This window comes from Streptomyces sp. WP-1 (genome assembly GCF_030450125.1).
Taxonomy (GTDB): Bacteria; Actinomycetota; Actinomycetes; order Streptomycetales; family Streptomycetaceae; genus Streptomyces; species Streptomyces incarnatus.
In genome coordinates, this window is record NZ_CP123923.1 from 983,335 (window position 1) to 1,007,846 (window position 24,512).

The following is a 24,512-nucleotide window of genomic DNA, read 5'->3' on the forward strand; positions in this document are numbered from 1 at the left end:
GAGGGCGAGCGCCGAGCATGGACAGGCGCGGCGGTCGCCCTCTCTCCCCCGTACGTCCCTACAGCGCCTTCTCCATCCGCTCCGCCATCAGCTTCACGAAGCGGGCGGGCTCCTTCGGCTGGCCGCCCTCCGCCAGGACCGCGAGGCCGTACAACAGCTCGGCGGTCTCGGCGAGTTCGGTGCCGTCGCCGTGCTCGCCGTACGCCTCGTTGAGGCCCTTGACCAGGGCGTGGCCGGGGTTGAGTTCGAGGATGCGCTTGGCCCGGGGGACCTCCTGGCCCATGGCGCGGTACATGTTCTCCAGGGCCGGGGTGAGCTCGTGCGCGTCGGAGACGACGCAGGCCGGGGAGACGGTGAGCCGGGAGGACAGCCGCACCTCCTTGATGTCGTCCTCCAGCCGCTTGCCCATCCACTCCAGCAGACCGGCGTACGCCTCGTTCCGCTTCTCCCGCTCGTCGTCGGCGCCCTCGTCCTCGCTCTTCGCGTCGAGGTCGAACTCGCCCTTGGCGACGGAGCGCAGCTTCTTGCCCTCGTACTCGCCGACCGCGTCCACCCACACCTCGTCCACGGCGTCGGTGAGCAGCAGCACCTCGATGCCCCGGTCGCGGAACGCCTCCATGTGCGGGGAGTTCTCGATGGCCTGGCGGGACTCGCCGGTCAGGTAGTAGATGTCGTCCTGGCCGTCCTTCATCCGCTCCACGTACTGCTTCAGCGTGGTCGGCTCGCTCTCGTGGCGCGTGCTCGCGAACGAGGACACGGCGAGGAGGGCCTCGCGGTTCTCCGCGTCGGTGACCAGGCCCTCCTTGAGGACGGTGCCGAACTCCCGCCAGAACGTGGCGTAGCGGTCCGACTCCTCGCCCATCAGGTCCTTGACGGTGGAGAGGACCTTCTTGGTCAGCCGGCGCCGCATCATCTCGATGTGGCGGTCCTGCTGGAGGATCTCGCGGGAGACGTTGAGCGTGAGGTCGGCCGCGTCGACGACGCCCTTGACGAAGCGGAGGTACGGCGGGAGCAGCGCCTCGCAGTCGTCCATGATGAACACGCGCTTGACGTAGAGCTGTACGCCCCGCCGGAAGTCCCGGGTGAACAGGTCGTGGGGAGCGTGCGCGGGCAGGAAGAGCAGCGCCTGGTACTCGAAGGTGCCCTCCGCCTGGAGCCGGATGGTCTCCAGCGGGTCGCGCCAGTCGTGGCCGATGTGCTTGTACAGCTCGTGGTACTCGTCCTCGGACACCTGGTCGCGGGGCCGCGCCCACAGCGCCTTCATGGAGTTGAGGGTCTCGGGCGCCGGCTCCTCGCCGTCGGCCGGGGCCTCGGTCACCATCCTGATCGGCCAGGTGATGAAGTCCGAGTACCGCTTGACGATCTCCCTGATCTTCCAGGGGGAGGCGTAGTCGTGGAGCTGGTTCTCCGGGTCGGCCGGCTTGAGGTGCAGGGTGACCGAGGTGCCCTGCGGCGCGTCCTCGACGGTGGTCAGGGTGTACGTCCCCTCGCCGCGCGAGGTCCAGCGGGTGCCCTGGCTCTCACCGGCCCGCCGGGTCACCAGGGTCACCTCGTCGGCCACCATGAAGCCGGAGTAGAAGCCCACGCCGAACTGGCCGATGAGCCCCTCCTCACCGGCCGCGTCCTTGGACTCGCGCAGCTCGCGCAGGAACTCGGCGGTGCCGGAGTTGGCGATGGTGCCGATGAGCTGGCCGACCTCGTCGTACGACATACCGATGCCGTTGTCCCGCACGGTGAGCGTGCGGGCGTCGCTGTCGATGTCCAACTCGATGTGCAGGTCGGACACCTCGACGTCGAGCGCGTCGTCCCGCAGCTTCTCCAGGCGCAGCTTGTCCAGCGCGTCGGAGGCGTTGGAGACGAGCTCGCGCAGAAAGACGTCCTTGTTCGAGTACACGGAGTGGATCATCAGCTGGAGCAGCTGACGGGCCTCCACCTGAAACTCAAACGTCTGCGTCGACATGTTCGCGGATACCTCACAGGTCCTGTCGTCCGAACTGGGCGTCAGCCACTGTAAAACACCATGTCGGAGCGGGGGGCCACATCAGGCCCAGAGGGACTGGGCGAGGGCGGCGCCCATGAAGGCGGCACCGAGTCCGGCGACGATGCTCGCGACGACGTTGGCGGCGGCGAAGAAGCGCGCCCCGTCCTCGGCGAGCCGCAGCGTCTCGTAGGAGAAGGTGGAGTACGTGGTCAGCGCCCCGCACAGCCCGGTGCCGATCAGCAGCTGGAAGTCCGAGGACACCCCGCCCGCGACGACCGCCCCGGTGATCAGGCCGAGGACCAGGCTGCCGACGACATTGACGGTGAAGGTGCCCCAGGGGAAGACGGTGTCGTGTCTGGACTGCACGGTACGGTCGGTCAGGTAGCGCAGGGGTGCGCCGACGACGGCTCCGGCGATGACCAGCAGCCAGTTCACGAACTCTCCTTCTCGTCATGCCCGCCCGGGCACACGATCTCGCAGGGGTCGACGGTCACGAGGCCCTCGGTGACCAGCTCGTCGAGCTGGGGCAGGAAGGCCCGGACGCGTTGCTCGGTGTCGACGATGACCACGGCCACCGGCAGGTCCTCGCTGAGGGACAGCAGCCGGCTGGTGTGGATCAGGGAGGTCGCCCCGAATCCCTCCACGCCCCGGAACACGCTGGCGCCGGCCAGCCCGGCCCGGTGCGCGCGGTGCACGATCTCGGCGAAGAGGGGTTTGTGGTGCCACATGTCGTCCTCGCCGATGAGGACCGTGAGCCGGGCGCCGGGAACGGTCGTTGTCATGATGCTCTCCACTCGATGACGCGCCGGGTGAGGTGCGCGGTGGTCCAGACGGCCGCGAGGGCGCCGAGGGCGGTCGCGACGAGGTCGAGCAGGCCGGTGGCGGCCCGGCCCGTGTCGGTCAGGCGCTCGATGTCCACGGTGTAGGTGGAGAAGGTGGTGAACCCGCCGAGCACGCCGGTGCCGAAGAAGGGTCTGACCAGGCGGTGCCCGGCGCCGATGTCGGTGATGACGACCATGAAGGCGCCGATGACGGCGCAGCCGCCGACGTTCACCCAGAACGTGGTCCACGGGAAGGCGCCGGTCGCGGTCGGCCACAGCAGCGCGGTGGCGTAGCGGGCGCAGGCTCCGAGGGCGCCGCCGACGGCGATGGCGGCGAGGACCGGGCCCTGGGTGCGCCAGGGCAGGCCCCGGCGGGCCGGGGCGCGCCGCTCGATGCCGCGTTCACCGCGTTCGGTGGATGCGTTCAGGGCGGTCCGCTCTGCCACATGGGCCTCCTCGCACAGGGCACCGGGCATGCCGGGGCGCGCTTCGTCATAAGGAGGGACCATTGGCGGCGACATTGCCGCGGTTGGGTACGGCGGGACCCACCACCGTGCGGGGACCGAGGTCGCGCCGCCCGACCAGGATAGCGCGAAGCGGGTACCGCCTGATGACGGGCCCGGCATCCGAGACGGCCGCCCGTGGCGGCGAGCCGCCCCGGGTTCCGCCGACGGCGACGGCGTCCTGGGGCTCGCCCCGCCCTCGGCGCGCCTCCGCACCCGGACGGCCGCCTGGAGAAGAACGACGCCCCGGACCACGGTGATTGCCGGAGGCCGGTGCGCTGCTCATCATGTTCGGCGACCCCTGGATGCCGCTGACGGCGGCGGCCCTGGCGACCTCCCGTATCCGCCGGGGCACGCTGCTGACGCCGGTGCCCCGGCACCGTCCGCAGCAACTGGCCCGGCAGGTCCCCACGTCGGACCAGGTGAGCGGCGGCCGGGTGATCTCCGGGGCGGGTCTGGGCGGGCCGGTCGGGGACGAGTGCGGGAGCTTCGGCGACACCGCCGCGCCGCGCGAGCCGGCCGGGCGGCTGGACGAGGGCCTGGAGCTGCTGACCCGCTTCTGGTCCGGCGAGCCGGTGGACCATCAGGGCCCCCACCACACGGCCCGGGACGTGACCCTGCTGCCCGCCACCGTCCAGCGGCCCCACCCGCCCGTCTGGATCGGCGGGTTCTGGCCGCGCCGCGCGCCCATGCGCCGCGCGCCCATGCGCCGGGCGGCGCGCCGGGACGGCTCCGCGCCTCTGTTCGAGACCGCCCGCCATGGGCAGGCCCCCGGTCCGGCCGAGGTGTGCGAGCTGGTCGCCTACGTGCGTGAGCACCGTACGGCCGAGGGCGGTCACCCCTTCGAGATCGTCCTCGGCGGCCCCACCCCGGCCGACCCCGCCGGGGCCCGGGACGTACTCGGACCGCTGCGGGACGCGGGCGCCACCTGGTGGGACGAGCGGCAGCTCCCCGAGGGCCCCGATCCGGACCGGCTGGAGCCGGTGCCGCGGCGGGTGGAGGCGGGACCGCCGACGCTCTGACACCCTCGACGACATCGACATATGCACATAATCCCCGGCGAAGCGAATAGCCGAATTGCGAAAGTTTGCAATTGGTTAGATGCTATGTTCGTTGTATTCGCCGCGAGGGAAGTCGAGGAGTCGTGTCGGTTCCGCTGTACCAGGCGAAGGCCGAGTTCTTCCGGATGCTCGGCCACCCCGTACGGATACGGGTGCTGGAGCTGCTCCAGGACGGGCCGCGCCCGGTCCGCGAGCTGCTCGCCGCCATAGAGGTGGAGCCCTCCAGCCTCTCCCAGCAGCTGGCGGTGCTGCGCCGCTCGGGGATCGTCACCTCCACCCGCGAGGGCTCGACGGTCGTCTACCAGCTGTCCGGCGGTGATGTGGCCGACCTGATGCGGGCCGCCCGCCGGATCCTCTCCGAGATGCTCACCGGGCAGCACGAACTGCTCACCGAACTGCGGGAAGCCGAGGTCGCCGCCCGATGAGCACCGCCCTCACCCGGGGCGTGCGGGCCGTACGCGCCCGGATCACCGCCCTGCTGCCCGGGCGCGCCGACCTCGTCGCGGTACGACGTGATCCGCGCCGGGACCTGCTCGCGGGCCTCACCGTCGCGATCGTCGCGCTCCCCCTCGCCCTCGGCTTCGGCGTCTCCTCCGGGCTCGGCGCCGAGGCGGGCCTGGCCACCGCGGTGATCGCGGGCGCGGTCGCGGCCGTGTTCGGCGGCTCGAACCTCCAGGTGTCGGGGCCGACCGGCGCCATGACCGTCGTCCTGGTGCCGATCGTGGGCCGGTACGGGCCCACCGGTGTGCTGACCGTCGGCCTGATGGCGGGTGTCCTGCTGATCGTGCTGGCCGCGCTGCGCGCCGGGAAGTACATGCGGTACGTGCCCGCGCCCGTGGTGGAGGGCTTCACCCTCGGCATCGCCTGTGTGATCGGGCTCCAGCAGGTGCCGAACGCGCTCGGTGTGCCCGTGCCCGAGGGCGACAAGGTGCTGGTGGTGACCTGGCGGGCGGTCGAGGAGTTCGCGAAGGCACCGAACTGGACCGCCGTGGGGCTCGCGCTCGCCGTGGCCGCGGTGATGCTGCTCGGCGCCCGCTGGCGGCCCACGGTCCCCTTCTCCATCCTCGCCGTGATCGCCGCGACCGTCGTCGCCCAGCTCGCCCACCTGGACGCGGCCAAGCCGATCGGCGACCTGCCGGCCGGGCTGCCCGCGCCCTCCCTCGCCTTCCTCCACCTCGGTGACCTGGGCTCCCTGGTGACGCCCGCCGTGGCCGTGGCCGCGCTGGCCGCGCTGGAGTCCCTCCTGTCGGCGTCGGTCGCGGACGGCATGACCGTCGGGCAGAAGCACGACCCGGACCGCGAGCTGTTCGGTCAGGGCCTGGCCAACATCGCCGCCCCGCTGTTCGGCGGCGTACCGGCCACCGGCGCGATCGCGCGCACGGCGGTCAACGTACGGACCGGAGCCGGTTCCCGCACCGCCGCGTTCACCCACGCCGTGGTCCTCGCGGTGATCGTCTTCGCCGCCGCGCCGCTGGTCGCGAGGATCCCGCTGGCCGCCCTCGCGGGGGTCCTGCTGGCCACCGCGGTGCGCATGGTCGAGGTCGGCTCGCTGAGGGCCATGGCCAGGGCGACCCGGTCGGACGCGGTGACACTCGTCCTGACCGCCGTCGGCACCCTCGCCCTGGACCTGGTCCACGCCGTGATCATCGGGCTCGCCGTGGCCGGTGCCCTGGCGCTGCGGGCCGTGGCCCGGCAGGCCCGCCTCGACCGGGTGCCGCTGGACCGGGGCGACCACAGCGCGGAGGAGCACGCGCTGCTCGCCGAGCACATCGTGGCGTACCGGCTCGACGGGCCGCTGTTCTTCGCGGGCGCGCACCGCTTCCTGCTGGAGCTGACCGAGGTCGCCGACGTCCGGGTGGTGATCCTGCGGATGTCGCGGGTGTCGACCATCGACGCCACCGGCGCCCTGGTGCTGAAGGACGCGGTGGAGAAGCTGCGCCGGCGCGGCATCGTCGTCCTGGCCTCCGGCATACGGCCCGGGCAGCTGCGCGTCCTCGACTCGGTCGGCGCGCTGGAGCTGCTGCGGCCCGACGGCCGGGACTACGCCACCACCCCCGAGGCGATCCGGGCGGCACGCGGGTGTCTGGAGGGCGTCGTGCCCGCGCTGCCCGCGCAGCGGACCGCCCCGGCGCCCCGTGCGGAAGCCGCCCGGTGAACGGGACGGCCCGCGCGGCAGACCATTACCGAGGCCCGACGGAGCGATGATGTCCCAGGCCCTTCAGGCCCTTCCCCACCGCCATGTGCTCACCCTGCCCGCCGTCCCCACGGCGGTGCGGGTCGCGCGGCAGACCGCCGAGGAGGCCCTCGTGGAATGGGGCATCGGGCTGCGCCACCGCGTCGTGGACCCGGCGCTGCTGATCCTCAGCGAGCTGGTCACCAACAGCGTCCGGCACGCGGCCCAGGTCTCCCCCGAGGTCACCGTCATCTACGCGGCGGCCCGCGACTGCTTCGCCTTCGCCGTGCACGACCGCCACCCCCACCAGCCGCAGCTGCTCACCGCGTTCACCCGGCCGGGGGGCCTGGCCACCGTGATGGAGCTGGTCCTCGGCCTGGGCGGCACCGCGGTGGTCCGCGCGGACGCCGACGGCGCGGGCAAGAGCATCTGGATCACCCTGCCTCTCTAGAACCACCAGGTCTACAACCACCAGGTCCGGAACCACCGGGTCTGGAACCACCGGGCCCGCTCCCCCACACCCCGCCTCCCCCACACCAAGGAAGCCACCCCCGCATGACCATCGACTGGCGCTACACCATCGAGCAGGACCTCGGCGTCCTCTCCGTCGCCGGCTGCCTCGGCCCGGACGCCGTGCGCCGCTTCAACGGCGCCATCGGCTGGGCCGTGGCGCGCGGCACCGGGCCGGTCGTGCTCGACCTGACCGCGCTGCGCAACTGGTCCACGGAGGGCCAGGTGGCCATCACCGAGGCCGCCCGGCTGCTCGCCGCCCGCGGCCGGGGCGTGGAGCTGGCCGCGATACCCGCCGACGGCTCGCTCGTCCCGGCGGGCGAGGGGCCCGACATCCCGGTCCACTGCGATCTGGCCGCGGCGCTCGCCGCGCACGGCCGGGGCCCGGGGACGCAGGGCGACGACCGCCAGGAGTGGCGGACGGACGGCTGGCCCGCCTCCTGACCTGCTCACGACCCCCTCACGATCCCCTTCTCGACCCACAGCTCGACCCCTGCTCAGCCGACCGCGAAAGAGTTCCATGAGCGACAACCTCCCCGCCTGCCCCGCCTGTTCGGGCACGTTCACCTACGAGATGGGCGCGCTGCTCGTCTGCCCCGAGTGCGGCCACGAATGGTCGGCTTCCTCGGACACCGCCGCCGAGGAGGGCCGGGTCATCCGGGACTCGGTCGGCAATGCGCTCACCGACGGCGACACCGTGACCGTGGTCAAGGCACTGAAGGTCAAGGGCAGCCCGTCCGGTATCAAGGCGGGCACGAAGGTGCGCAACATCCGGCTGGTGGACGGGGTCGACGGCCATGACATCGACTGCAGGATCGACGGTTTCGGCGCGATGCAGCTGAAGTCCGGTGTGGTCAAGAAGGCCTGAACCGGGAGCTGCTCAGCGAGCGTGAGCACACGCTCGGACGGCCCGACGGCCTGCTCCCGGTCTGCTTCACCCGACGGAACCCCCATACAGCGGCAAAGACTGCTGAAATCAGGCAAAACGCCGGGAAAGGCGCGTAACTCAGGCCACTGCTCCCCCTGTTGGGCCCCGCGAAAGCCCTCACCAGCAGTCGGGAGAGGTTCATGGGCCTGTTGCGCAAGATCCGGACCACCGGGCGGGTCGCGGAACCCGCCCCGCCCCGCCCGGACGGGCAACCACTGGAGAAAGCGCGGCTGTTGGGCGGCTCGGCGCAGGTGCGCTGCGTGGACGCGGGCTCCTGCAACGGCTGCGAGATCGAGATCGCCGCCGCGTTCAACCCGGTGTACGACGCCGAGCGCTACGGCGCCCGCCTGGTGGCCTCGCCCCGGCACGCGGACGTCGCCCTGGTGACCGGGCCCGTGACCCGGAACATGGCGGAGCCGCTGCGCCGCACGGTGGCCGCGATGGCCGAGCCCCGGCTGGTGGTCGCGGTGGGCGACTGCGCCCTCGACTGCGGGGAGTTCGCCGGCGGGTACGGCGTCGAGGGCGCGGTCGGTGACGTCGTACCGGTGGATCTGGCGGTGCCCGGGTGCCCACCGGAGCCCGCGGCGATCGTGGCCGCGCTGCGCCGGGTGACCGGCCGGTGAACGTGATCCCTGCCGCCCTGACGACGGCCACCGCGCTGGGCTGCGCGGGCGCGCCGGCGGCGCTCGTCCTGCCGTACCGGGCACGGATCGTGGCCGTCGGTGTGCTGACCGCCGGGGCCGGGGTGGGTGGTGCGGTGGCGGGCGTGGCCACGCTCGGCGGCGCCCGCTGGGCGGCCGTGCTGCCCGGACTGCTGCCGCTGGCCGGGACGCGGGTGGCGGTGGACGCGCTCGGGGGGCTGTTCATGGCGGTGGCGGGCACGGTCGTGGCCGCCGTCGGGGTGTACGGCATCGGGTACGCGTCCGGGCACGGCCCGCGCGGGGTCGGCTCGCGGACCGCGCAGGCGGTGCTGCCGCTGTTCGCGCTGACCCTCGTCCTCGTCCCGGTGGCGGCCTCGGTGTCGACGTTCCTGGCGCTGTGGGAACTGATGGCGCTGGCCTCCCTGTCGCTGGTGCTCACCGAGCACGCCGAGCGGCGGACGGTGCGGCAGGCCGGCCTCTGGTACGCGGTGCTGACCCATCTCGGACTCGTCCTGCTGCTCGCCGGGTTCGCGCTGTTCGCGGCCGGGGCGCACGGGGAGACCTTCACCGCGCTGCGCACCGGCGCCCACCTCCTCTCCCCCGCCGCCCGCTCAGTGGTCTTCGTGCTGGTGACGGCGGCGTTCGCGTCGAAGGCGGGCGCGGTGCCACTGCACGCCTGGCTGCCCAGGGCGCACCCCGAAGCGCCCAGCCCCGTCTCGGCGTTGATGAGTGCCGCCATGGTCAACCTCGGCGTGTACGGCCTCGTGCGCACCGGCCTCGATCTGCTGGGCGGCGGCCCCGCCTGGTGGTGGCTCGTGCTGCTGGCCCTCGGTGGCCTGAGTGCCGTGCACGGCATCCTCCAGGCCGCGATGGCCGCCGATCTCAAGCGGCTGCTGGCGTACTCGACCAGCGAGAACATGGGGCTCGTCCTCGTCGGGGTGGGCGCGTGCGGGCTGTTCGCGGCCGGCGGGGAGCGTCCGCTGGCCGCGCTGGCGCTCGCCGCGGCGCTGCTGCACCTCGTCAACCACGCCGCTTTCAAGGCCCTGTTGTTCTGCGCGGCCGGGTCCGTGCTGCGGGCCACGGGGCTGCGGGACCTGGACCGGCTGGGCGGGCTGCGCCCCCGGATGCCCGTGACGACCGCCTTCTTCGCGCTGGCCGCGCTCGGCGCCGTGGCGCTGCCGCCCGGCAACGGGTTCATCGGCGAGTGGCTGCTGCTCCAGTCCCTGATCCATGGCATGAGGGTGCCCGGGGTCGCGGTCGCCGTCGTACTGCCGCTGTCGGTGGCGCTGATCGCGCTGTCGGCCGGGATCGCCGCCGCCGTGTTCGTGAAGGCGCTCGGGGTCGGTTTCTTCGCCCGGCCGCGCGACGCGCGGGCCGCCGCGGCACGTGAGGCACCGCCGCCGATGCTCGCCGGGATGGCCCTGCTCGCGGCGGCCACGGTGGCGCTCGCGGTGGTGCCGGGGCTGCTCGGTGACGGCCTCGACCGGGTGGTGGGCACGGTCGGGCTGCCCGGCGCGGGCGCGCTGACCGGCGGCGGTCTGCGGGTGCGGCTGACCGGGATCTCCGCCTCGCTCTCCCCGCTGTGGGTGGCGGCCGCCCTCACCGCGGCGCTCGCGCTCGCCACCGGGCTGCCCCGCCGCTACGGCCGTCGCGGGCGCCGCACGGGCGCCCGGCTGTGGGACTGCGGGGGCGGGGCGCCGACGCCGCGCATGGCGTACACGGCGACCTCGTTCGCCGAGCCGTTGCAGCGGGTCTTCGACGGGGTGCTCGCCCCGGAGCAGGAGGTGTCCGTCACCTCGGTGCACGGCTCGGCGTATCTGGTGGAGCGGGTGCGGTTCCGGCGCCGGGTGCCCGACCGGATCGAACACCGGTTGTACGAGCCGGTGTTGCGGGCGCTGGACCGGACCGGCCGGGCGGCGCGGCGGCTCGCGGGCGGCCGGGTGCATGTGTATCTCGGCTACGGCTTCGCGGGTCTCGTGGTCCTGCTCTCGGCGCTGGTGGTGGGCTGGTGAGGAACGCGATCGGGTACACGGCCGTGGTCGGCCAGGTCGTGGCCGTGGTGGCCGGGGCGCCGCTGCTGACGGGGTGGATGCGGCTGGTGCGGGCCCGCCTGGAGGGGCGGGCGGGGGCCGGGGTGCTGCAACCCTGGCGGGACGCGCGCAAGTTGCTGCGCAAGGAGTCCGTCACCCCGGCCGGGACCGGACCCGCCTTCCGGGTCGCGCCCGCACTGCTGGTCGCCACCACCGTGGTGGCCGCCGCGCTGGTGCCGCTGCTGTCCACCGCCACACCGGTGAGCGGGCACGCGGATCTCATCCTGGTGGTGGCGCTGTTCGCGCTCGGCACCCTCGCGCTCGCCCTGGCTGCCCTGGACACCGGCACCGCGTTCGGCGGGATGGGCGCCTCCCGGGAGATGACGGTGGCGGCGCTGGTCGAACCGACCATCCTGCTCTCGGTGTTCGCGCTGTCGCTCCCCGCCGGGACCACCAACATCCCGGCCATCGTCGCCGACGCCGTCGGACAGCCGGCGCGGTTCGCCTCGCCGGCCGGGCTGCTCGCCGTCGCCGCGCTCGCGGTGGCGGTGCTCGCCGAGACCGGCCGGATCCCGGTGGACAACCCCTCCACGCACCTCGAACTCACCATGATCCATGAGGCGATGGTGCTGGAGTACGCGGGCCCCGACCTGGCGCTCGTCGAACTCGGGGCGCAGCTGCGGCTGACGCTGCTGCTCGGGCTGCTCTCCTCGCTGGCCGTGCCCTGGGGCATCGCCACCGGCGCCTCCTGGGCCGCGCTGCCGGTGGCCCTGGTGCTGTGCGCGGTGAAGGTGGCCGTGCTGGGCGCGCTGCTCGCGGCGGCCGAGGTGTGCTGGGCGAAGGTACGGCTGTTCCGGGTGCCCGAACTCCTCGCCGGTTCCTTCCTGTTGGCGCTGCTCTCGGTGTCCGCGTCGTACTTCCTGGACGGAGCGTCATGAGCGGCGGCCTGTACACCCGGCTCCTCGATCTGGCCTGCGGGGTCTTCCTGCTGGCGGCCGTACTGGTGCTGTGGCGGCGTGAACTCGCCGCGATCATCCGGGTGTTCGCCCTCCAGGGGGTGGCGCTGGCCGTTCTCGCGGTCCTGCTCGGGGCGCACGAGGGCCGGTGGGACCTGGTCGGGGTGGGCCTCGGCATCGGGCTGCTGCGGGCGGGTCTCCTGCCGTACCTGATGCGGCGCGCGCTGGCCGCGCCGGCCGCGGGCCGGGGCGGCGAGGAGGTCCGCGAGACCCGGCCGCTGGTCGATGTGGGGGCCTCGCTGCTGACCGCGGCCCTGCTCACGCTGCTCGCCTGCGCGGTGTCCCGGCCGCTGACCCTGCTCGATCCGACCCCGGCCACCCGGGCGCTGCCGGTGGGGCTCGCCGCCGTCCTGATCGGGTTCTTCGTACTGGCGACCCGGCGCCGGGCGCTCGCCCAGGTGGTGGGGTTCCTGCTGCTGGACAACGGCATCACCGCCACCGCCTTCCTCGCCACCTCCGGGGTGCCGCTCATCGTCGAACTGGGCGTCTCCTTCGATGTGTTGCTGGCGGTGCTGGTGCTCCAGATCCTCACCGCCCGGATGCGGGCGGCCTTCGGCACGACCGACATCGACGACCTGCGGGAGCTGCACGACTGATGAACGCGACGCCGACCGCCGCCCTGCTCACCGCGCCCGCCGCCGTACCGCTGCTCGCGGCCGCCGCGTACGCGCTCACCCCGGTGCGGCCACCCCGACCGGCTCCGGTGCGGGTGCGGGTACGACAGCCGGTGGGGGTGGGGGCGGCCGGGGGTACGGCGGACCCGCCGTCCGATCAGGTGACGGGGGCGCTCGCCGGTCACGAGGCGGGGGAGCTTCCCGGGCGGGCGTCGGGGCTGCTTCCCGGCCGGGCGTCGGGGCTGCTTCCCGGCCGGGTGAGGGGGTTGCCTCCCGGCCGGGCGACGGGGTTGCCTTCCGGCCGGGTGACGGGGTTGCCTTCCGGCCGGGTGAGGAGGCTGCTTCCCGGTCAGGCCACCGAGGCACCGGACGGCGGCCCCCGCGTCACACCGCCGGGCCCCCCGGGCCCCCCGGACCCTCCGGGCCCCCCGGGGTTCCCGCACCGGCAGCCCGCCGCCTGGGCCGGTCTCGTCTCCCCCCTGGTGATCCTGCTCTGCGGGGGCCTGCTCGCCGTCCGGGTGCCGCGCACGGGGCCGTTGACCGCCTGCTCCGGGCTGCTGCGGGCGGACGCCCTCAGCGTCTGGATGCTGCTGGTGGTGGGCGCCGTGGCGCTGACCGCGTGCGGGTCGGCGCCCGCGTACCTGGCGGGAGAGCGTGCCGCGGGGCGGGCGAGCCGCCGTACGGCCTGGCGGTACCAGGTGCTGGTGCAGGCGTTCCTGGCCGCGATGTGCCTGGCCGTGGTGACCGCGAATCTCGGGGTGCTGTGGGTGGCGGTGGAGGCCACCACCATCGTCACGGCGTTCCTGGTGGGGCACCGCCGCACCCGCACCTCGGTGGAGGCCGCCTGGAAGTACGTGGTGATCTGCTCGGCGGGCATCGCGCTCGCCTTCCTCGGCACCGTGCTGATCTACTACGCGGCCCGGCAGGCGGGCGTCGCCGAGTCCTGGGCGCTGGACTGGCCCACGCTGGTGGCCCACGCCGGCCGCCTCGACGCGGGGGTCACCCGGCTCGGCATCACCCTGATCGTCCTCGGTTTCGGCGCCAAGGCGGGCCTGGTCCCGCTGCACGCCTGGCTGCCGGACGCGCACAGCCAGGCGCCCGCGCCGGTGTCGGCGCTGATGTCGGGGGTGCTGCTGTCCGTGGCGTTCTCGGCGATCCTGCGCTACCGGGTCATCGCGGACGCGGCCCTCGGCGCCGGTTTCACCCGGGGGCTGCTGGCCGGGATCGCCCTGCTCACACTGGCCGTCGCCGCCGCTCTGCTGCTGGCGCAGCGCGACCACAAGCGGATGCTGGCCTACTCCAGCATGGAGCACATGAGCCTGATCGCCCTGGCCACGGCGGTCGGGAGCCCCCTCGCCCTGTCGGCGGCGCTGCTGCACATCGCCGGGCACGGTCTGGCCAAGTCGGCGGCGTTCTGCGCCTCGGGCCGGATCCTCCAGCTGACCGGCACCTCGCGCATCGGCCGGATCCGGGGGCTGCTCGGCCGGGCACCGCTTCTGGGCGGGGTGTTCGGCTGCGCGGTGCTCGCGCTGCTGGGCTTCCCGCCGTTCGGCCTCTTCGCCTCCGAACTCGGCATCGCCCGCGCGGGTTTCGCCGCCGGTACCAAGCTCGCCTGGGCGACGGCGGCGGCCCTGCCGCTGGTGCTCACCGCCTTCGCCGCGCTGGCCGTCCGCACCGCCCATATGCTGCTCGGCCCGGCCCCCGACCGGCCGGCGGACGAGTCACGCACGGGCACATGGCCCTCGCTGCTCGCCCTGGCCGCCTGCGCCGCCCTGGGCACCGCCACCGGACCCCTCACCGGCCTGCTGCGCGCCGCCGCCGACACGATCGGAGGGCACTGACCCCATGCGCACGACGGAGATCCTCGCCCTGTCCCAACTCCCCCCGCGCGCCGAAGCGTTGCTGAGGGACGGTCACCGGCTCGCGCTGGTCTGCGCCCATCACGACAAGCTCGGCATCCGCGTGGTGTACCTGTTCGTCGCCGGACCGCCCGACACCCGCGTCGAACTCCACGTGCTCCTCGACCCGGACCGCCCCGAGCTGCCGACGCTGGCCCATCTCTGCTACCCGGCGGGCCGGTTCGAGCGGGAGATGCGGGATCTGTTCGGCATCGTGCCGCTCGGGCATCCGCTGCCCCGCCGGCTGGTACGGCACTTCCACTGGCCGCGCGGCTGGTATCCGATGCGCCCGGACGCCGGGCCCCCGCCGCCCTTCGGGGAGCAGGAGGGGCCGTACCCCTTCCTGGAGGTCGAGGGCGACGGCGTGTACGAGATCCCGGTCGGGCCGGTGCACGCGGGGCTGATCGAGCCGGGCCACTTCCGGTTCTCCGTGGTCGGCGAGACCATCCTCCGGCTCAAGGCCCGCCTGTGGTTCGTGCACAAGGGCGTGGAGAAGCTGTTCCAGGGCCGCACCATCGCGGCCGGGCTGCCGCTGGCCGAGCGGATCAGCGGCGACACGGCCGTCGGCCACGCCCTCGCGTACTGCCTCGCCGTGGAGGAGGCGACCGGCGCCGAGGTCCCGGCCGAGGCCCGGCGCGCCCGTGCCCTGCTCCTCGAACTGGAGCGGATCCACAACCATGTGGCCGACCTCGGCATGCTCTGCAACGACGTGGGGCACGGCATCCTCAACGCCCACGCCCAGCGAGTCCGCGAGCAACTCCTGCGCCTCAACCGGGAGATCACCGGTCACCGGCTGCTGCGCGGCGGGATCGTCCCCGGCGGCGCGACCCTGCGCTCCGTGCCCGACGTACGGCGACTCACCGCGATCGGCGAGGACATCCGCGAACTCACCGGCCTCGCCCTCGGCCACTCCACGGTCCGCGACCGCTTCACCGGCACCGCCGTGCTGCCCGCCGACGCCGCCCGGGACATCGGCTGCCTCGGCTATGTGGCCCGCGCCAGCGGCCTCGGCTACGACGCCCGCGCCGCACACCCCTTCCTCGACGACCACGCGCCCCGGGCCGCCGTCCGCAGCGGCGGCGATGTACTGGCCCGCTTCCTGGTGCGGGCCGAGGAGATCGACAGCTCCCTCGCGCTGGCCGGGCGGTTCACCGAGGAACTCGCCGGGCCGGTCACCGCGCTGGGCGTGCCACCGGTGCCGGGGACGGGGCCCCGCAGCGGGGTGGGTCTGGTGGAGGGCTGGCGCGGCACCATCGCCACCCGGGTCGAACTCGCCCCCGACGGGACGCTGCGCCGGGTCAAGCCCGTCGACCCGTCCTTCTTCAACTGGCCCGCGCTGCCGGTCGCGTTGACCGACACGATCGTGCCGGACTTCCCGCTGACCAACAAGAGCTTCAACCTGTCGTACGCGGGGAACGACCTGTGAGCGCGCGGGCCCCCGGCGCCCCGGCGAACGCGCCGGTCCGGTGCTCGGCGCCGCGCGGCCACAGCACCTCCACGTCGACTCCGTGACTGCGGGCGTAGGCCACCAAGTGGGCGGTCGCGTCACGGCCGTTGGAGGGTGAGCCGTCCCAGACGGCCAGCACCCGGGCGCAGGAGCGGACCAGGGCCTCGTCGGCGCCGATGCAGGAGGCGCGGTCGCCGGGGTCGTACTCGACCAGGCGCACCATCTGCGACAGCAGCAGCAGTTCACCGGCCGCCTTGCGGTCCGGCTCGGCGACGCGGGAGGGCACGCCTTTGAGGGACGGCAGGACCGTCACCAGGGCGAGCCCCGCCTTGCGCGCGGCCCGTCCGAACACCACGGGCAGGCCCCCGCCGGCCCGGACCAGTCCGGCGCGGCCGGTGCGGGCGCTGTCGGCCAGCCGCGAGCGCAGCTCCTCCTCCAGGAGGGTCAGCGTCGGCAGGGTGAGATCCGGATGTCCGACGACGGCGATCACTGCTGGGTCTCCCTTCCTCGCATGCGCTGATCATCGTCATGCGCGGGCGCCGCGCACAGGGGCCTGTCGGCAGAGATTCCGGGGCCGGACGACCCATGGACGGGGACGGCCGTGAGGTGCCCGGCCGGGGCGCGGGGGATTCGGCCGGTTTCATGGCCCCGGAACGATCTGTGCGGTAGTTTGAGACGCAGGTCACACACGCCACGCATGCACAGGCGCATCCGTGGTGATCAGGGGAGGTTCTGGTTGACCCCGGCACAGCTGCGGGCGTTCTCGGCGACGGTCCGGCTCGGCTCCGTGAAGGCAGCGGCGGCGGACCTCGCGGTGACCGAGGCCGCCGTCTCGCTGCACATCGCCCATCTGCGCCGGGAGCTCGGCGACAAGCTGTTCACCCGTACGGGCAGCGGGCTGGCGTTCACCCCGGGCGGGCTGCGGCTCGCCAGCCGGGCGGCGCAGATGCTGGGCCTCCAGGACCAGACCGTGCTGGAGGTGCAGCAGGCCGGCTCCGGGCGGCGGCTGCTGCGGGTCGCCACATCGAGCCTGTTCGCCGAGTACGCGGCGCCCGGCCTGATCGAACTCTTCGCGGGGCGTGCCGACGACCTCGACGTGGAACTGAGCGTGCACGATCCGCAGCGTTTCCCGCTGCTGCTGATGGAACGGGCGGTGGACGTGGCCATCGGACCCCGGCCCGCCACCGTGGACGCCTCGATGAGCTGCACGCACTTCCTCAACTACCAGATGATCGCGGTCGTCGGCGCCACCCATCCGCTCGCCGCCCGCACCGGGCCCGCCGGGGTGGCGGAGCTGCGCGAGCAGACCTGGCTGCTCGGGCCCTCGGCGGTGGGGCGGGCCGGGATAGTGCCGTCCGTGCTGCGGCGGCTCCAGATCCCCGAGGACCGCCAGCGGATCTTCCAGAGCCACACCGCGGCGGTGGACGAGGCGAAGCACGGCACCGGGGTGGCGCTCGCGGTGACCTTCGCGGTCAGCAAGGACCTCGCCGACGGTGACCTGCGGCAGATCGGCGGCCCCCAGCTGCCCGCGCGCGGCTCCTGGAACCTCCTCGCCCTCGGCGACCGCGAGGCCCCGCCGGCCGCCGCCGAACTCCGCCGCTTCGTCACCACGCCCCGCGCCACCCAGGCCATGCTGCGCGGCGCCGGGGTCACGGCGGGCCGGTTCCGTCCGGCGATCCATGTGACGCTGTGGAGCTGAGCCGCGGCATCACCGCCGCGGTGCGAAACGGCGTCGCCGGAACGATCCCGACCAGAACGGCCCGATCGAGAACGGTCCCGTCCTGTGCACGCCGAGGATCGCGTCCCGGCCGGGACGACACGGCCGGGACAATACGACGGACGGGCGCGGGGGATCCTACTGCCGCGCCCTCACCTGGCGCCTGGGCGGGCCGCCGCGCCCGGTCAGCCGGGCCACCTCCGGGGCCACGCGCAGCAGGGAGGCGAACGTATCGGCGGGGAGGAGCAGGTCGATGTACGGGAGCGCGGCGGTCATCGTCGTCGTTCGGGGGGCGTAACCCGGGGCGCCCGCGCGGGGGTTGAGCCAGACGACCGTATGGGCGCGGCGGCGCAGGCGGGCCATGGCCGCGGCGAGGCGTTCGGGCGGGTCGCCGTCCCAGCCGTCGGAGGCGACGAGGACGACCGCGCCGCGCAGCGCGCCCCCGTGGTGGGAGGCGAGCAGGGTCTCCAGGCAGTGCGCGATCCTGGTGCCGCCGAACCGGTCCGCGACCCGCTGCGACGCCTCCTCGAACGCCGTCTCGGCCGAGCGGTGCGCGAGCACATTGGTGAGCCGGGTCAGCGAGGTGGCGAAGGCGAACACCTCGGCCCGCGTGGTCAGCGCGAGCGCCCGCATCAGATGCAGATACGCCACCGCCTGCGCCTGCATCGACCGGCTCACGTCGCACAGCACCACCACCCGCCGGGGCCGGTCCAGGGGCCCGGTGCGCACCAGCCTTACCGGTTCCCAGCCGGTGCGCCGGGAGCGGGCCAGCGTCTCCCGGAGCGCCACCCGGGAGCCGCCCGGGCGCCGCGCGTACCGGCGGGAGCGGCGGGTCGGCCACTGCCGCAGCCCCGTCTCCAGCCACTGCCCGAGCAGCGCCGCCTCCCGCTCCCCCAGCCGCTCGAAGGGGGTGTCCACGGCACCGGCCAGCTCGGTCGGCAGCCGCTGCGGCACGGTCAGTACGTGCTCCTCGCCCGGCTCGGCCGCCCCCACCACCGGCGGCAGCGTCACCCACGGCAGCCCCGCGTCCTCCACCGGATCGCCGTCCGCGCCCGCGGGCAGCGGGGCGCGCGCGTCGTCCCGGGCCGGTGGCACGGCGCCCCGGCCGGTACGGCGGGCATGCGGGTCCAGGGACAGCACGGCGTCCCCGAACACCGCGTCGAATACCTCGTCGAAGCGGGCCAGGTACGGCCGGTCGCGGACCAGGGTGACCCGGGCCGTCCAGTACAGGGCGGACCGCGTGGCGGGCCAGGACGCGGCCAGCGCGGACACGAAGTCCCGGGCGGCGGTCAGGCCCACGGGCACGCCCCGGCTCCGCAGCCGGTCGGCGAGCGCCACGGCGAACGCGGCCCGGTCCACGGCGGGCAGGAACGGCTGGGTCGGCGTCATCGCGCGGGCCCCGGTGCCACCGCCCCGCCGGGCTCAGCGCACCGCCCAGTAGATCACCACGCCGACGACGACCGCGCCGACCGCCACGGGGACGAGCCGCTTGTACACCGACTTCCCGGCGTACTGCATCAGGTCCAGGGGTTCGTTCTCCCGCACGGGCGGCCGCGGGCGGGTGGCCGGCCGGGGCGCGGCGGCGGCCTCGGGCCGAGGGGGCGGTGAGGGTCGTACGGCAGCGGCATCGGCAGCGGCGGCGCTCTGCTCGACGGTGCTCGGCTCGGCGGCGCTCTGCTCGACGGTGCCCGGCCCGGCGGCGCTCTGCGCTACGGTGCCCGGCCCGGCGGCGCTCTGCGCTACGGTGCCCGGCCCGGCGGCGCTCTGCGCTACGGTGCCCGGCCCGGCGGCGCTCTGCGCTACGGTGCCCGGCCCGGCGGTGGTCGAGGACGAGGGTGCGGGCTCGGCCGCCGGGGCCGGTGCCCCCGCGGAATCCCCTGATGCCCCCGGTACCTCCGTTTCCTCCGGTGTCTTGCCTCCCCCTGGCGCCGTCGCTTCCGGCTTGTGCAGCAGCTGTTCCTCCACGTTCGCCACGAACTGCGCGAACAGCTTCTCGGAGATCTCCTTGATCATGCCGCTGCCGAACTGGGCCAGTTTTCCGCTGATGTTGAGGTCGGTGCTGACGCTCACCGCGGTGCCCGTGCCGTCGGGCCGCAGCCGGGCGTGCACGGTCGCGGAGGCGTTGCCCTGGCCCCGCGTGTCCTTGCCGGACGCGCTGATGACCGCGCTGTGGTCGGCCTCGTCCTGCTCGGTGAAGCGGGCGGTGCCCTGGAACTGGCTGATCACCGGCCCGACCTTGACCTTCACCTTGCCCCGGTAGACATCGCCGTCGACCCCGGTGAGCTGGGCGCCGGGCATGCAGGGGGCGAGGCTCTCCAGATCGGTGAGCGCCTGCCAGGTCCGCTCCAGGGGCGCGTCCACCCGGAACTCGTTGTCGATCTTCATGGCTTACGGTCTCCTCGCTTCTTCGGGGTAGCCGAGCTCGCCGAGGGCCCCGGTGATGGCCGTGCGGTCGTCGGGGCTCTTGGCGACCGCGCTGAGGGTGCTGATCACATCGCGGCGGGCCAGCCGGGACACGCGCAGCGCGGCGAGCGCGGACACCCAGTCGATGGCCTCCGCCATGCCGGGCGCCTTGTCCAGGTCCAGCGCGCGGACCTTGCCGATGAACGCGGTGGCGGACGCGATCAGCGGTTCGTTCGCGGCCGGCACCGAGCGGCGCAGGATCTCCGCCGCGCGCTCGGGGCCGGGATAGTCGATCCAGTGGTAGAGGCAGCGGCGGCGCAGCGCGTCGTGGAGTTCGCGGCTGCGGTTGGAGGTGAGGACCACCACCGGGGGCCGGGCGGCGGCGAAGGTGCCCAGCTCGGGGATGGTGATGCTCCACTCCCCCAGGAACTCGAAGAGCAGCGCCTCGAATTCGTCGTCCGCGCGGTCGATCTCGTCGATCAGGAGCACGGGCGGCAGCGGTCCCTGATGGCGTACGGCGCGCAGCAGCGGCCGGTCCAGCAGGAACTCCTCGGTGAACAGGTCGGCGTCGGCCAGATGCTGCCCGCGGGCCTCGGTCAGCCGTACGGCGAGCAGTTGGCGCTGGTAGTTCCACTCGTACAGGGCCTCGCCCGCCGTCAGGCCCTCGTAGCACTGGAGGCGGATCAGGGGCGTGGCGAGGGTCTCGGCGAGCGACTTGGCCGCGCTGGTCTTGCCCACGCCCGGCTCGCCCTCCAGGAGCAGCGGCCGGTCGAGGGCGCTCGCCAGGTAGAGGGCGGTGGCGGTGCCCTCGTCCACGAGGTGGCCGACTTCGGCGAGACGGCGCCGTACGTCCTCGGCGTCCAGGAAGAGTGCGCTCACCCGTTAGCCCACCAGCCCCGCCGCGTAGCGGTCCCGGCAGCCGGTGCCGCAGAACCAGAACTCCTTGTCCCCGGCGGCGAGAGAAGGAGTGCCGGCGGTGACGGTGACCGTCATCCCGCACACCGGGTCGACGGCCTTGGCCGGCTGTTCGGGAAGGGCCGTCGGCGGTGGTGCGCCGCGCGCGTGTACGGACTCCACCACCTCCGCCAGGATGGACAGTGCCACCTCGGGCGCCGTGCGGGCGCCGATGTCCAGACCGGCCGGGGTGTGCACACGGGCCCGCTCGGCCTCGCCGAGACCGAGTTCGTCCAGCAGGGCGGCGCCCCGGCGGCGGCTGGCGACCAGGGCGATGTGCGGGACGTCCGCGTCCAGGGCGGCGCGCAGCGCCTCGGCGTCGCCCCGGCCCTGTCCGGCCACGATCACCGCGCCGGTGTACTCGGCGGGCGGGCCGTCGGGCAGGGAGCGCGCGGTGGCGTACCCGAGGACGTCGGCGAGGGCGACGAACGCCTCGGCGATCGGGGTGGTGCCGACGACCTCGATCAGCGGCGGCGGCAGCACCGGCTCCAGGAAGATCTCCAGCGCCCCGCCGGACAGGCAGGGGTTGACCACCACCTTCGCGCCCGGGGTGTCCGGGAAGGCCACCTCGCCCGCCGGCAGTACCCGCAGCAGCAGCGGCCCGCCGCCGTTGAGGGCGTTCAGCGCCGCCGTGCGCACCGAGCCCTCGGCGCACATCCCGCCGACGAATCCGTCGATCGTGCCGTCGCCGTACACGATCGCCTCGTCGCCCGGGTGCGCGGACGCGGGCGCCTGGGCGCGCACCACGCGGGCGTGCACGAACGGCACGCGCCGCTGGGCCAGTTCGAGCGCACGCGCGCTCACCGTCTTGGGCACCCCGGTCACCTCCTCGACTCCGTCACCGTCTCCTGTACGCACCGCCCCGGGTCAGATCGGCGGGCGGGGCCGGCCCTGCATCGCCTCCCAGACCCGGGAGGGGGTCAGCGGCATGTCCGCGTGCCGGATCCCGAACGGGGAGAGCGCGTCGACCACCGCGTTGACGATCGCGGGCGGGGAGCCGACGGTCGCGGACTCGCCCACGCCCTTGGCGCCGATCGGGTGGTGCGGGGACGGCGTGACCGTGAACCCGGTCTCCCAGTCGGGCACTTCGAGGGCGGTCGGGATGAGGTAGTCCATCAGGGAGCCGCTGAGGCAGTTGCCGTCCTCGTCGAAGGCGATCATCTCCATCAGCGCCATGCCGACGCCGTCGGTGAGCCCGCCGTGCACCTGGCCCTCGATGATCATCGGGTTGATCCGGGTGCCGCAGTCGTCCACCGCCACGAACCGGCGTACCGTCACCTTCGCGGTGCCCGGGTCGATGTCGACCACGCAGATGTAGGCGCCGTGCGGATAGGTGAGGTTCTCCGGGTTGTAGCAGATCTGCGCCTCCAGGCCGCCCTCGACGCCCTCGGGCAGATCGCCCGCGCCGTGCGCCCGCATCGCGATGTCCTGGATGGTCACCGAGGCGTTCGGGTCGCCCGCCACCGTGAAGGAGCCCTTCTCCCACTCCAGGTCGGCGACCGAGACCTCCAGCATCCCGGAGGCGATCAGCCGCGCCTTGTCACGGACCTTGCGGGCGACCAGGGCGGCGGCCGCGCCGGAGACCGGGGTGGAGCGACTGCCGTACGTGCCGAGGCCGAACGGGGTCTGGTCGGTGTCGCCGTGCACGACCTCGATGTCCTGGGGCGGGATGCCGAGTTCCTCGGCGACGATCTGCGCGAACGTCGTCTCGTGGCCCTGCCCCTGGGTCTGCACCGACAGCCGTACGACGGCCTTCCCGGTGGGGTGGACCCGCAGTTCGCAGCCGTCGGCCATGCCGAGGCCGAGGATGTCCATGTCCTTGCGGGGTCCGGCGCCGACCGCCTCGGTGAAGAAGGACACACCGATGCCCATGATCTCGCCGCGGGCCCGCTTCTCGGCCTGCTCGGCGCGCAACTCGTCGTATCCGGCGAGCTGTTTGGCCAGTTCCATGGTCGGGGCGTAGTTCCCGGAGTCGTACACCCAGCCGGTCTTGGTGCGGTAGGGGAACTGCTCGGGCCGGATGAAGTTCTTCATCCGCAGCTCGACCGGGTCCATCCGCAGCTCGGCGGCGAGGCAGTCGACGATCCGCTCGACCAGGTAGACCGCCTCGGTGATGCGGAAGGAGCAGGCGTACGCCACCCCGCCGGGCGCCTTGTTGGTGTAGACGGCCGTCATCTTGCAGTAGGCGGCCTCCAGGTCGTAGCTGCCGGTGAAGACGCCGAAGAAGCCGGCCGGGTACTTCACGGGCGCGGCGACGCCGTTGAACGCGCCGTGGTCGGCGAGGACATTGGTGCGGACGGCGAGGATCCTGCCGTCGCGGGTGGCCGCGATCTCGCCGCGCATGAGGTAGTCGCGGGCGAAGCCGGTGCTGATCAGGTTCTCGGCGCGGTCCTCCATCCACTTCACCGGTTTGCCGGTGAGCAGGGAGCCGACGATCGCGCACACGTAACCCGGGTAGATCGGCACCTTGTTGCCGAAGCCGCCGCCGATGTCCGGGGAGACCACGCGGATCTTGTGCTCGGGCAGTCCGGCGACGATCGCGTACAGGGTGCGGTGGGCGTGCGGGGCCTGGGTGGTGGACCACAGGGTGAGCTTGCCGTCGACCGCGTCGTAGTCGGCGACCGCGCCGCAGGTCTCCATGGGCGCCGGGTGCACCCGGGGGTAGACGATGTCCTGCGAGACGACGACGTCGGCGCGCCGGAACACCTCGTCGGTGGCGTCCGCGTCGCCGGTCTCCCAGTCGAAGACGTGGTTGTCGGCCTTGCCCTCCAGGTCGTCGCGGATGACCGGGGCCTCGGGCGAGAGCGCGGTGCGTACGTCGATCACCGCGTCCAGCGGTTCGTACTCGACGTCGATCAGTTCGAGGGCGTCGCGGGCCGCGTACCGGTCCTCGGCGACGACGAAGGCGACCTCCTGGCCCTGGAAGCGGACCTTGTCGGTGGCGAGGACGGCCTGCACGTCGTTCGACAGGGTCGGCATCCAGGCCAGGCCCTTCTCGGCGAGCATCGCGCCGGTGACCACCAGGCGGACCTTGGGGTGGGCCTCGGCGAGGGTGGTGTCGACGGAGACGACGCGGGCGTGGGCGAACGGGGAGCGCAGGATCGCCAGGTGGAGCATGCCGGGCAGCTGGAGGTCGTCCACGTAGCGGCCCCGGCCGCGGACGAAGCGGGGGTCCTCCTTGCGCAGCATCCGGCCGTGGCCGTTGGGCTTCTGGTCGTTGTCGACGAAGGCGGTGCGGCGGCCGTTGTCGGCGACGGTGGTCATGAGGTGCTCCCCTGGGCCGACGCGACGGACTGCTGGTGCCGGTCGGCGGGTGCGACGGTGCGCTCGGGCTCCTCGGCGGTGGTGCGGGTGCCGGCCTGTTCGGCGGCGGCCCAGCGGATCGAGCGGACGATGGTGGCGTAGCCGGTGCAGCGGCAGATCTGGCCGGAGATGGCCTCGCGGATCTCCTCGTCGGAGGGGTCCGGGTTCCGGTCGAGCAGGGCGCGGGAGGTCATCATCATGCCGGGGGTGCAGAAGCCGCACTGGAGGCCGTGGCATTCCATGAACCCGCGCTGGATCGGGTCGAGTTCGCCGTTCTGCTCCAGGCCCTCGACGGTGCGTACCTCGTGGCCGCCCGCCATCGCGGCCAGCACCGTACAGGACTTGACGGGCTCGCCGTCCAGCCAGACCACGCAGGTGCCGCAGTTGCTGGTGTCGCAGCCCCAGTGGGTGCCGGTCAGCTGGAGGTGGTCGCGCAGGAAGTGCACCAGCAGCAGCCGGCCCTCGATCTCCCGGGTGATCTCTTCGTCGTTGACGGTCATGGTGACCTGCAC

The 24,512-nt window shown here is 73.7% G+C and carries 24 protein-coding genes; 13 read left to right on the forward strand and 11 right to left on the reverse strand.

What is annotated here, in order from left to right:
* Positions 1-58 precede the first annotated feature (58 nt).
* From htpG to QHG49_RS04020, 4 genes are all read right to left on the reverse strand, one after another.
* Positions 59-1,960: a molecular chaperone HtpG gene (gene htpG, locus QHG49_RS04005; protein WP_159707055.1), complete on the reverse strand. Its 1,902-nt coding sequence runs from the start codon at positions 1,958-1,960 to the stop codon at positions 59-61.
* A gap of 81 nt (positions 1,961-2,041) precedes the next feature.
* Positions 2,042-2,416 carry a fluoride efflux transporter CrcB gene (gene crcB, locus QHG49_RS04010; protein WP_145484296.1) on the reverse strand — a complete coding sequence of 125 codons (375 nt, stop codon included), beginning with the start codon at positions 2,414-2,416 and terminating at the stop codon, positions 2,042-2,044.
* Complete coding sequence (locus tag QHG49_RS04015) at positions 2,413-2,763, reverse strand: DUF190 domain-containing protein (protein ID WP_159707053.1); 351 nt, start codon at positions 2,761-2,763, stop codon at positions 2,413-2,415. Before QHG49_RS04015 ends, crcB begins: the two co-directional genes overlap by 4 nt.
* Positions 2,760-3,197, reverse strand: coding sequence for a CrcB family protein (locus QHG49_RS04020; RefSeq protein ID WP_301492690.1), 438 nt, complete (start codon positions 3,195-3,197; stop codon positions 2,760-2,762). Before QHG49_RS04020 ends, QHG49_RS04015 begins: the two co-directional genes overlap by 4 nt.
* A gap of 395 nt (positions 3,198-3,592) precedes the next feature.
* Between QHG49_RS04020 and QHG49_RS04025 the strand changes: the two genes are divergently transcribed.
* The 12 genes from QHG49_RS04025 (at position 3,593) to QHG49_RS04080 (ending at position 15,602) form a co-directional block, all read left to right on the forward strand.
* On the forward strand, positions 3,593-4,327 hold the full coding sequence (locus QHG49_RS04025; RefSeq protein ID WP_301487244.1) for an LLM class flavin-dependent oxidoreductase: 735 nt from the start codon (positions 3,593-3,595) through the stop codon (positions 4,325-4,327).
* Positions 4,328-4,449: 122 nt separating this feature from the next.
* Positions 4,450-4,791: a helix-turn-helix transcriptional regulator gene (locus QHG49_RS04030; protein WP_145484292.1), complete on the forward strand. Its 342-nt coding sequence runs from the start codon at positions 4,450-4,452 to the stop codon at positions 4,789-4,791.
* Complete coding sequence (locus QHG49_RS04035) at positions 4,788-6,521, forward strand: SulP family inorganic anion transporter (RefSeq protein WP_159707049.1); 1,734 nt, start codon at positions 4,788-4,790, stop codon at positions 6,519-6,521. Before QHG49_RS04030 ends, QHG49_RS04035 begins: the two co-directional genes overlap by 4 nt.
* A gap of 49 nt (positions 6,522-6,570) precedes the next feature.
* On the forward strand, positions 6,571-6,990 hold the full coding sequence (locus QHG49_RS04040) for an anti-sigma regulatory factor (protein WP_145484289.1): 420 nt from the start codon (positions 6,571-6,573) through the stop codon (positions 6,988-6,990).
* Positions 6,991-7,094: 104 nt separating this feature from the next.
* Positions 7,095-7,493 carry an anti-sigma factor antagonist gene (locus QHG49_RS04045; protein WP_159707047.1) on the forward strand — a complete coding sequence of 133 codons (399 nt, stop codon included), beginning with the start codon at positions 7,095-7,097 and terminating at the stop codon, positions 7,491-7,493.
* Positions 7,494-7,569: 76 nt separating this feature from the next.
* Positions 7,570-7,917 carry a zinc ribbon domain-containing protein YjdM gene (locus QHG49_RS04050; RefSeq protein WP_159707045.1) on the forward strand — a complete coding sequence of 116 codons (348 nt, stop codon included), beginning with the start codon at positions 7,570-7,572 and terminating at the stop codon, positions 7,915-7,917.
* A 200-nt stretch (positions 7,918-8,117) separates the two neighbouring features.
* Entirely contained in the window at positions 8,118-8,600 is a 483-nt protein-coding gene (locus tag QHG49_RS04055) for an NADH-quinone oxidoreductase subunit B family protein (RefSeq protein WP_159707043.1), read from the forward strand.
* Positions 8,597-10,630, forward strand: coding sequence for a proton-conducting transporter membrane subunit (locus QHG49_RS04060; protein ID WP_301487245.1), 2,034 nt, complete (start codon positions 8,597-8,599; stop codon positions 10,628-10,630). Before QHG49_RS04055 ends, QHG49_RS04060 begins: the two co-directional genes overlap by 4 nt.
* Positions 10,627-11,586: a respiratory chain complex I subunit 1 family protein gene (locus tag QHG49_RS04065; protein WP_301487246.1), complete on the forward strand. Its 960-nt coding sequence runs from the start codon at positions 10,627-10,629 to the stop codon at positions 11,584-11,586. Before QHG49_RS04060 ends, QHG49_RS04065 begins: the two co-directional genes overlap by 4 nt.
* Positions 11,583-12,260: a hypothetical protein gene (locus QHG49_RS04070; protein ID WP_145484280.1), complete on the forward strand. Its 678-nt coding sequence runs from the start codon at positions 11,583-11,585 to the stop codon at positions 12,258-12,260. Before QHG49_RS04065 ends, QHG49_RS04070 begins: the two co-directional genes overlap by 4 nt.
* A complete protein-coding gene (locus tag QHG49_RS04075) occupies positions 12,260-14,119 on the forward strand; it encodes a proton-conducting transporter membrane subunit (protein ID WP_301487247.1) in 1,860 nt (619 codons plus the stop codon). The genes QHG49_RS04070 and QHG49_RS04075 overlap by 1 nt, the downstream gene beginning before the upstream one ends.
* A 4-nt stretch (positions 14,120-14,123) precedes the next feature.
* Positions 14,124-15,602 (forward strand): NADH-quinone oxidoreductase subunit C, encoded by a 1,479-nt coding sequence (locus tag QHG49_RS04080; RefSeq protein ID WP_301487248.1) that lies wholly within the window; start codon positions 14,124-14,126, stop codon positions 15,600-15,602.
* Here QHG49_RS04080 and QHG49_RS04085 read toward each other — a convergent pair.
* Positions 15,571-16,113: a hypothetical protein gene (locus tag QHG49_RS04085; protein ID WP_236576563.1), complete on the reverse strand. Its 543-nt coding sequence runs from the start codon at positions 16,111-16,113 to the stop codon at positions 15,571-15,573. The genes QHG49_RS04080 and QHG49_RS04085 overlap by 32 nt on opposite strands.
* 246 nt (positions 16,114-16,359) lie before the next feature.
* Between QHG49_RS04085 and QHG49_RS04090 the strand changes: the two genes are divergently transcribed.
* Positions 16,360-17,322, forward strand: a complete 963-nt coding sequence (locus tag QHG49_RS04090; RefSeq protein WP_145484277.1) for a LysR family transcriptional regulator — start codon at positions 16,360-16,362, stop codon at positions 17,320-17,322.
* A gap of 156 nt (positions 17,323-17,478) precedes the next feature.
* Here the strand turns inward: QHG49_RS04090 and QHG49_RS04095 are convergent, their stop codons facing one another.
* Genes QHG49_RS04095 through QHG49_RS04120 form a run of 6 tightly spaced genes read right to left on the reverse strand, consistent with a single transcriptional unit; the run spans position 17,479 to position 24,512 of the window.
* A complete protein-coding gene (locus tag QHG49_RS04095) occupies positions 17,479-18,729 on the reverse strand; it encodes a VWA domain-containing protein (RefSeq protein WP_301487249.1) in 1,251 nt (416 codons plus the stop codon).
* A gap of 33 nt (positions 18,730-18,762) precedes the next feature.
* Entirely contained in the window at positions 18,763-19,725 is a 963-nt protein-coding gene (locus QHG49_RS04100) for an SRPBCC family protein (protein WP_301487250.1), read from the reverse strand.
* A 3-nt stretch (positions 19,726-19,728) separates the two neighbouring features.
* Positions 19,729-20,622 carry a MoxR family ATPase gene (locus tag QHG49_RS04105; protein WP_145484271.1) on the reverse strand — a complete coding sequence of 298 codons (894 nt, stop codon included), beginning with the start codon at positions 20,620-20,622 and terminating at the stop codon, positions 19,729-19,731.
* A 3-nt stretch (positions 20,623-20,625) separates the two neighbouring features.
* On the reverse strand, positions 20,626-21,513 hold the full coding sequence (locus QHG49_RS04110; RefSeq protein ID WP_301487251.1) for an XdhC family protein: 888 nt from the start codon (positions 21,511-21,513) through the stop codon (positions 20,626-20,628).
* A 51-nt stretch (positions 21,514-21,564) separates the two neighbouring features.
* Positions 21,565-23,961 carry an aerobic carbon-monoxide dehydrogenase large subunit gene (locus QHG49_RS04115; RefSeq protein WP_159707035.1) on the reverse strand — a complete coding sequence of 799 codons (2,397 nt, stop codon included), beginning with the start codon at positions 23,959-23,961 and terminating at the stop codon, positions 21,565-21,567.
* Positions 23,958-24,512, reverse strand: coding sequence for a (2Fe-2S)-binding protein (locus QHG49_RS04120; RefSeq protein WP_370530422.1), 555 nt, complete (start codon positions 24,510-24,512; stop codon positions 23,958-23,960). Before QHG49_RS04120 ends, QHG49_RS04115 begins: the two co-directional genes overlap by 4 nt.

Bases quoted from the DNA above. Each gene is read 5' to 3' on its own strand.
- htpG (WP_159707055.1), bottom strand. From the start codon at position 1,960: ATGTCGACGCAGACGTTTGAGTTTCAGGTGGAGGCCCGTCAGCTGCTC.
- QHG49_RS04015 (WP_159707053.1), bottom strand. From the start codon at position 2,763: ATGACAACGACCGTTCCCGGCGCCCGGCTCACGGTCCTCATCGGCGAG.
- QHG49_RS04025 (WP_301487244.1), top strand. From the start codon at position 3,593: ATGTTCGGCGACCCCTGGATGCCGCTGACGGCGGCGGCCCTGGCGACC.
- QHG49_RS04035 (WP_159707049.1), top strand. From the start codon at position 4,788: ATGAGCACCGCCCTCACCCGGGGCGTGCGGGCCGTACGCGCCCGGATC.
- QHG49_RS04040 (WP_145484289.1), top strand. From the start codon at position 6,571: ATGTCCCAGGCCCTTCAGGCCCTTCCCCACCGCCATGTGCTCACCCTG.
- QHG49_RS04045 (WP_159707047.1), top strand. From the start codon at position 7,095: ATGACCATCGACTGGCGCTACACCATCGAGCAGGACCTCGGCGTCCTC.
- QHG49_RS04050 (WP_159707045.1), top strand. From the start codon at position 7,570: ATGAGCGACAACCTCCCCGCCTGCCCCGCCTGTTCGGGCACGTTCACC.
- QHG49_RS04055 (WP_159707043.1), top strand. From the start codon at position 8,118: ATGGGCCTGTTGCGCAAGATCCGGACCACCGGGCGGGTCGCGGAACCC.
- QHG49_RS04070 (WP_145484280.1), top strand. From the start codon at position 11,583: ATGAGCGGCGGCCTGTACACCCGGCTCCTCGATCTGGCCTGCGGGGTC.
- QHG49_RS04075 (WP_301487247.1), top strand. From the start codon at position 12,260: ATGAACGCGACGCCGACCGCCGCCCTGCTCACCGCGCCCGCCGCCGTA.
- QHG49_RS04080 (WP_301487248.1), top strand. From the start codon at position 14,124: ATGCGCACGACGGAGATCCTCGCCCTGTCCCAACTCCCCCCGCGCGCC.
- QHG49_RS04095 (WP_301487249.1), bottom strand. From the start codon at position 18,729: ATGACGCCGACCCAGCCGTTCCTGCCCGCCGTGGACCGGGCCGCGTTC.
- QHG49_RS04100 (WP_301487250.1), bottom strand. From the start codon at position 19,725: ATGAAGATCGACAACGAGTTCCGGGTGGACGCGCCCCTGGAGCGGACC.
- QHG49_RS04115 (WP_159707035.1), bottom strand. From the start codon at position 23,961: ATGACCACCGTCGCCGACAACGGCCGCCGCACCGCCTTCGTCGACAAC.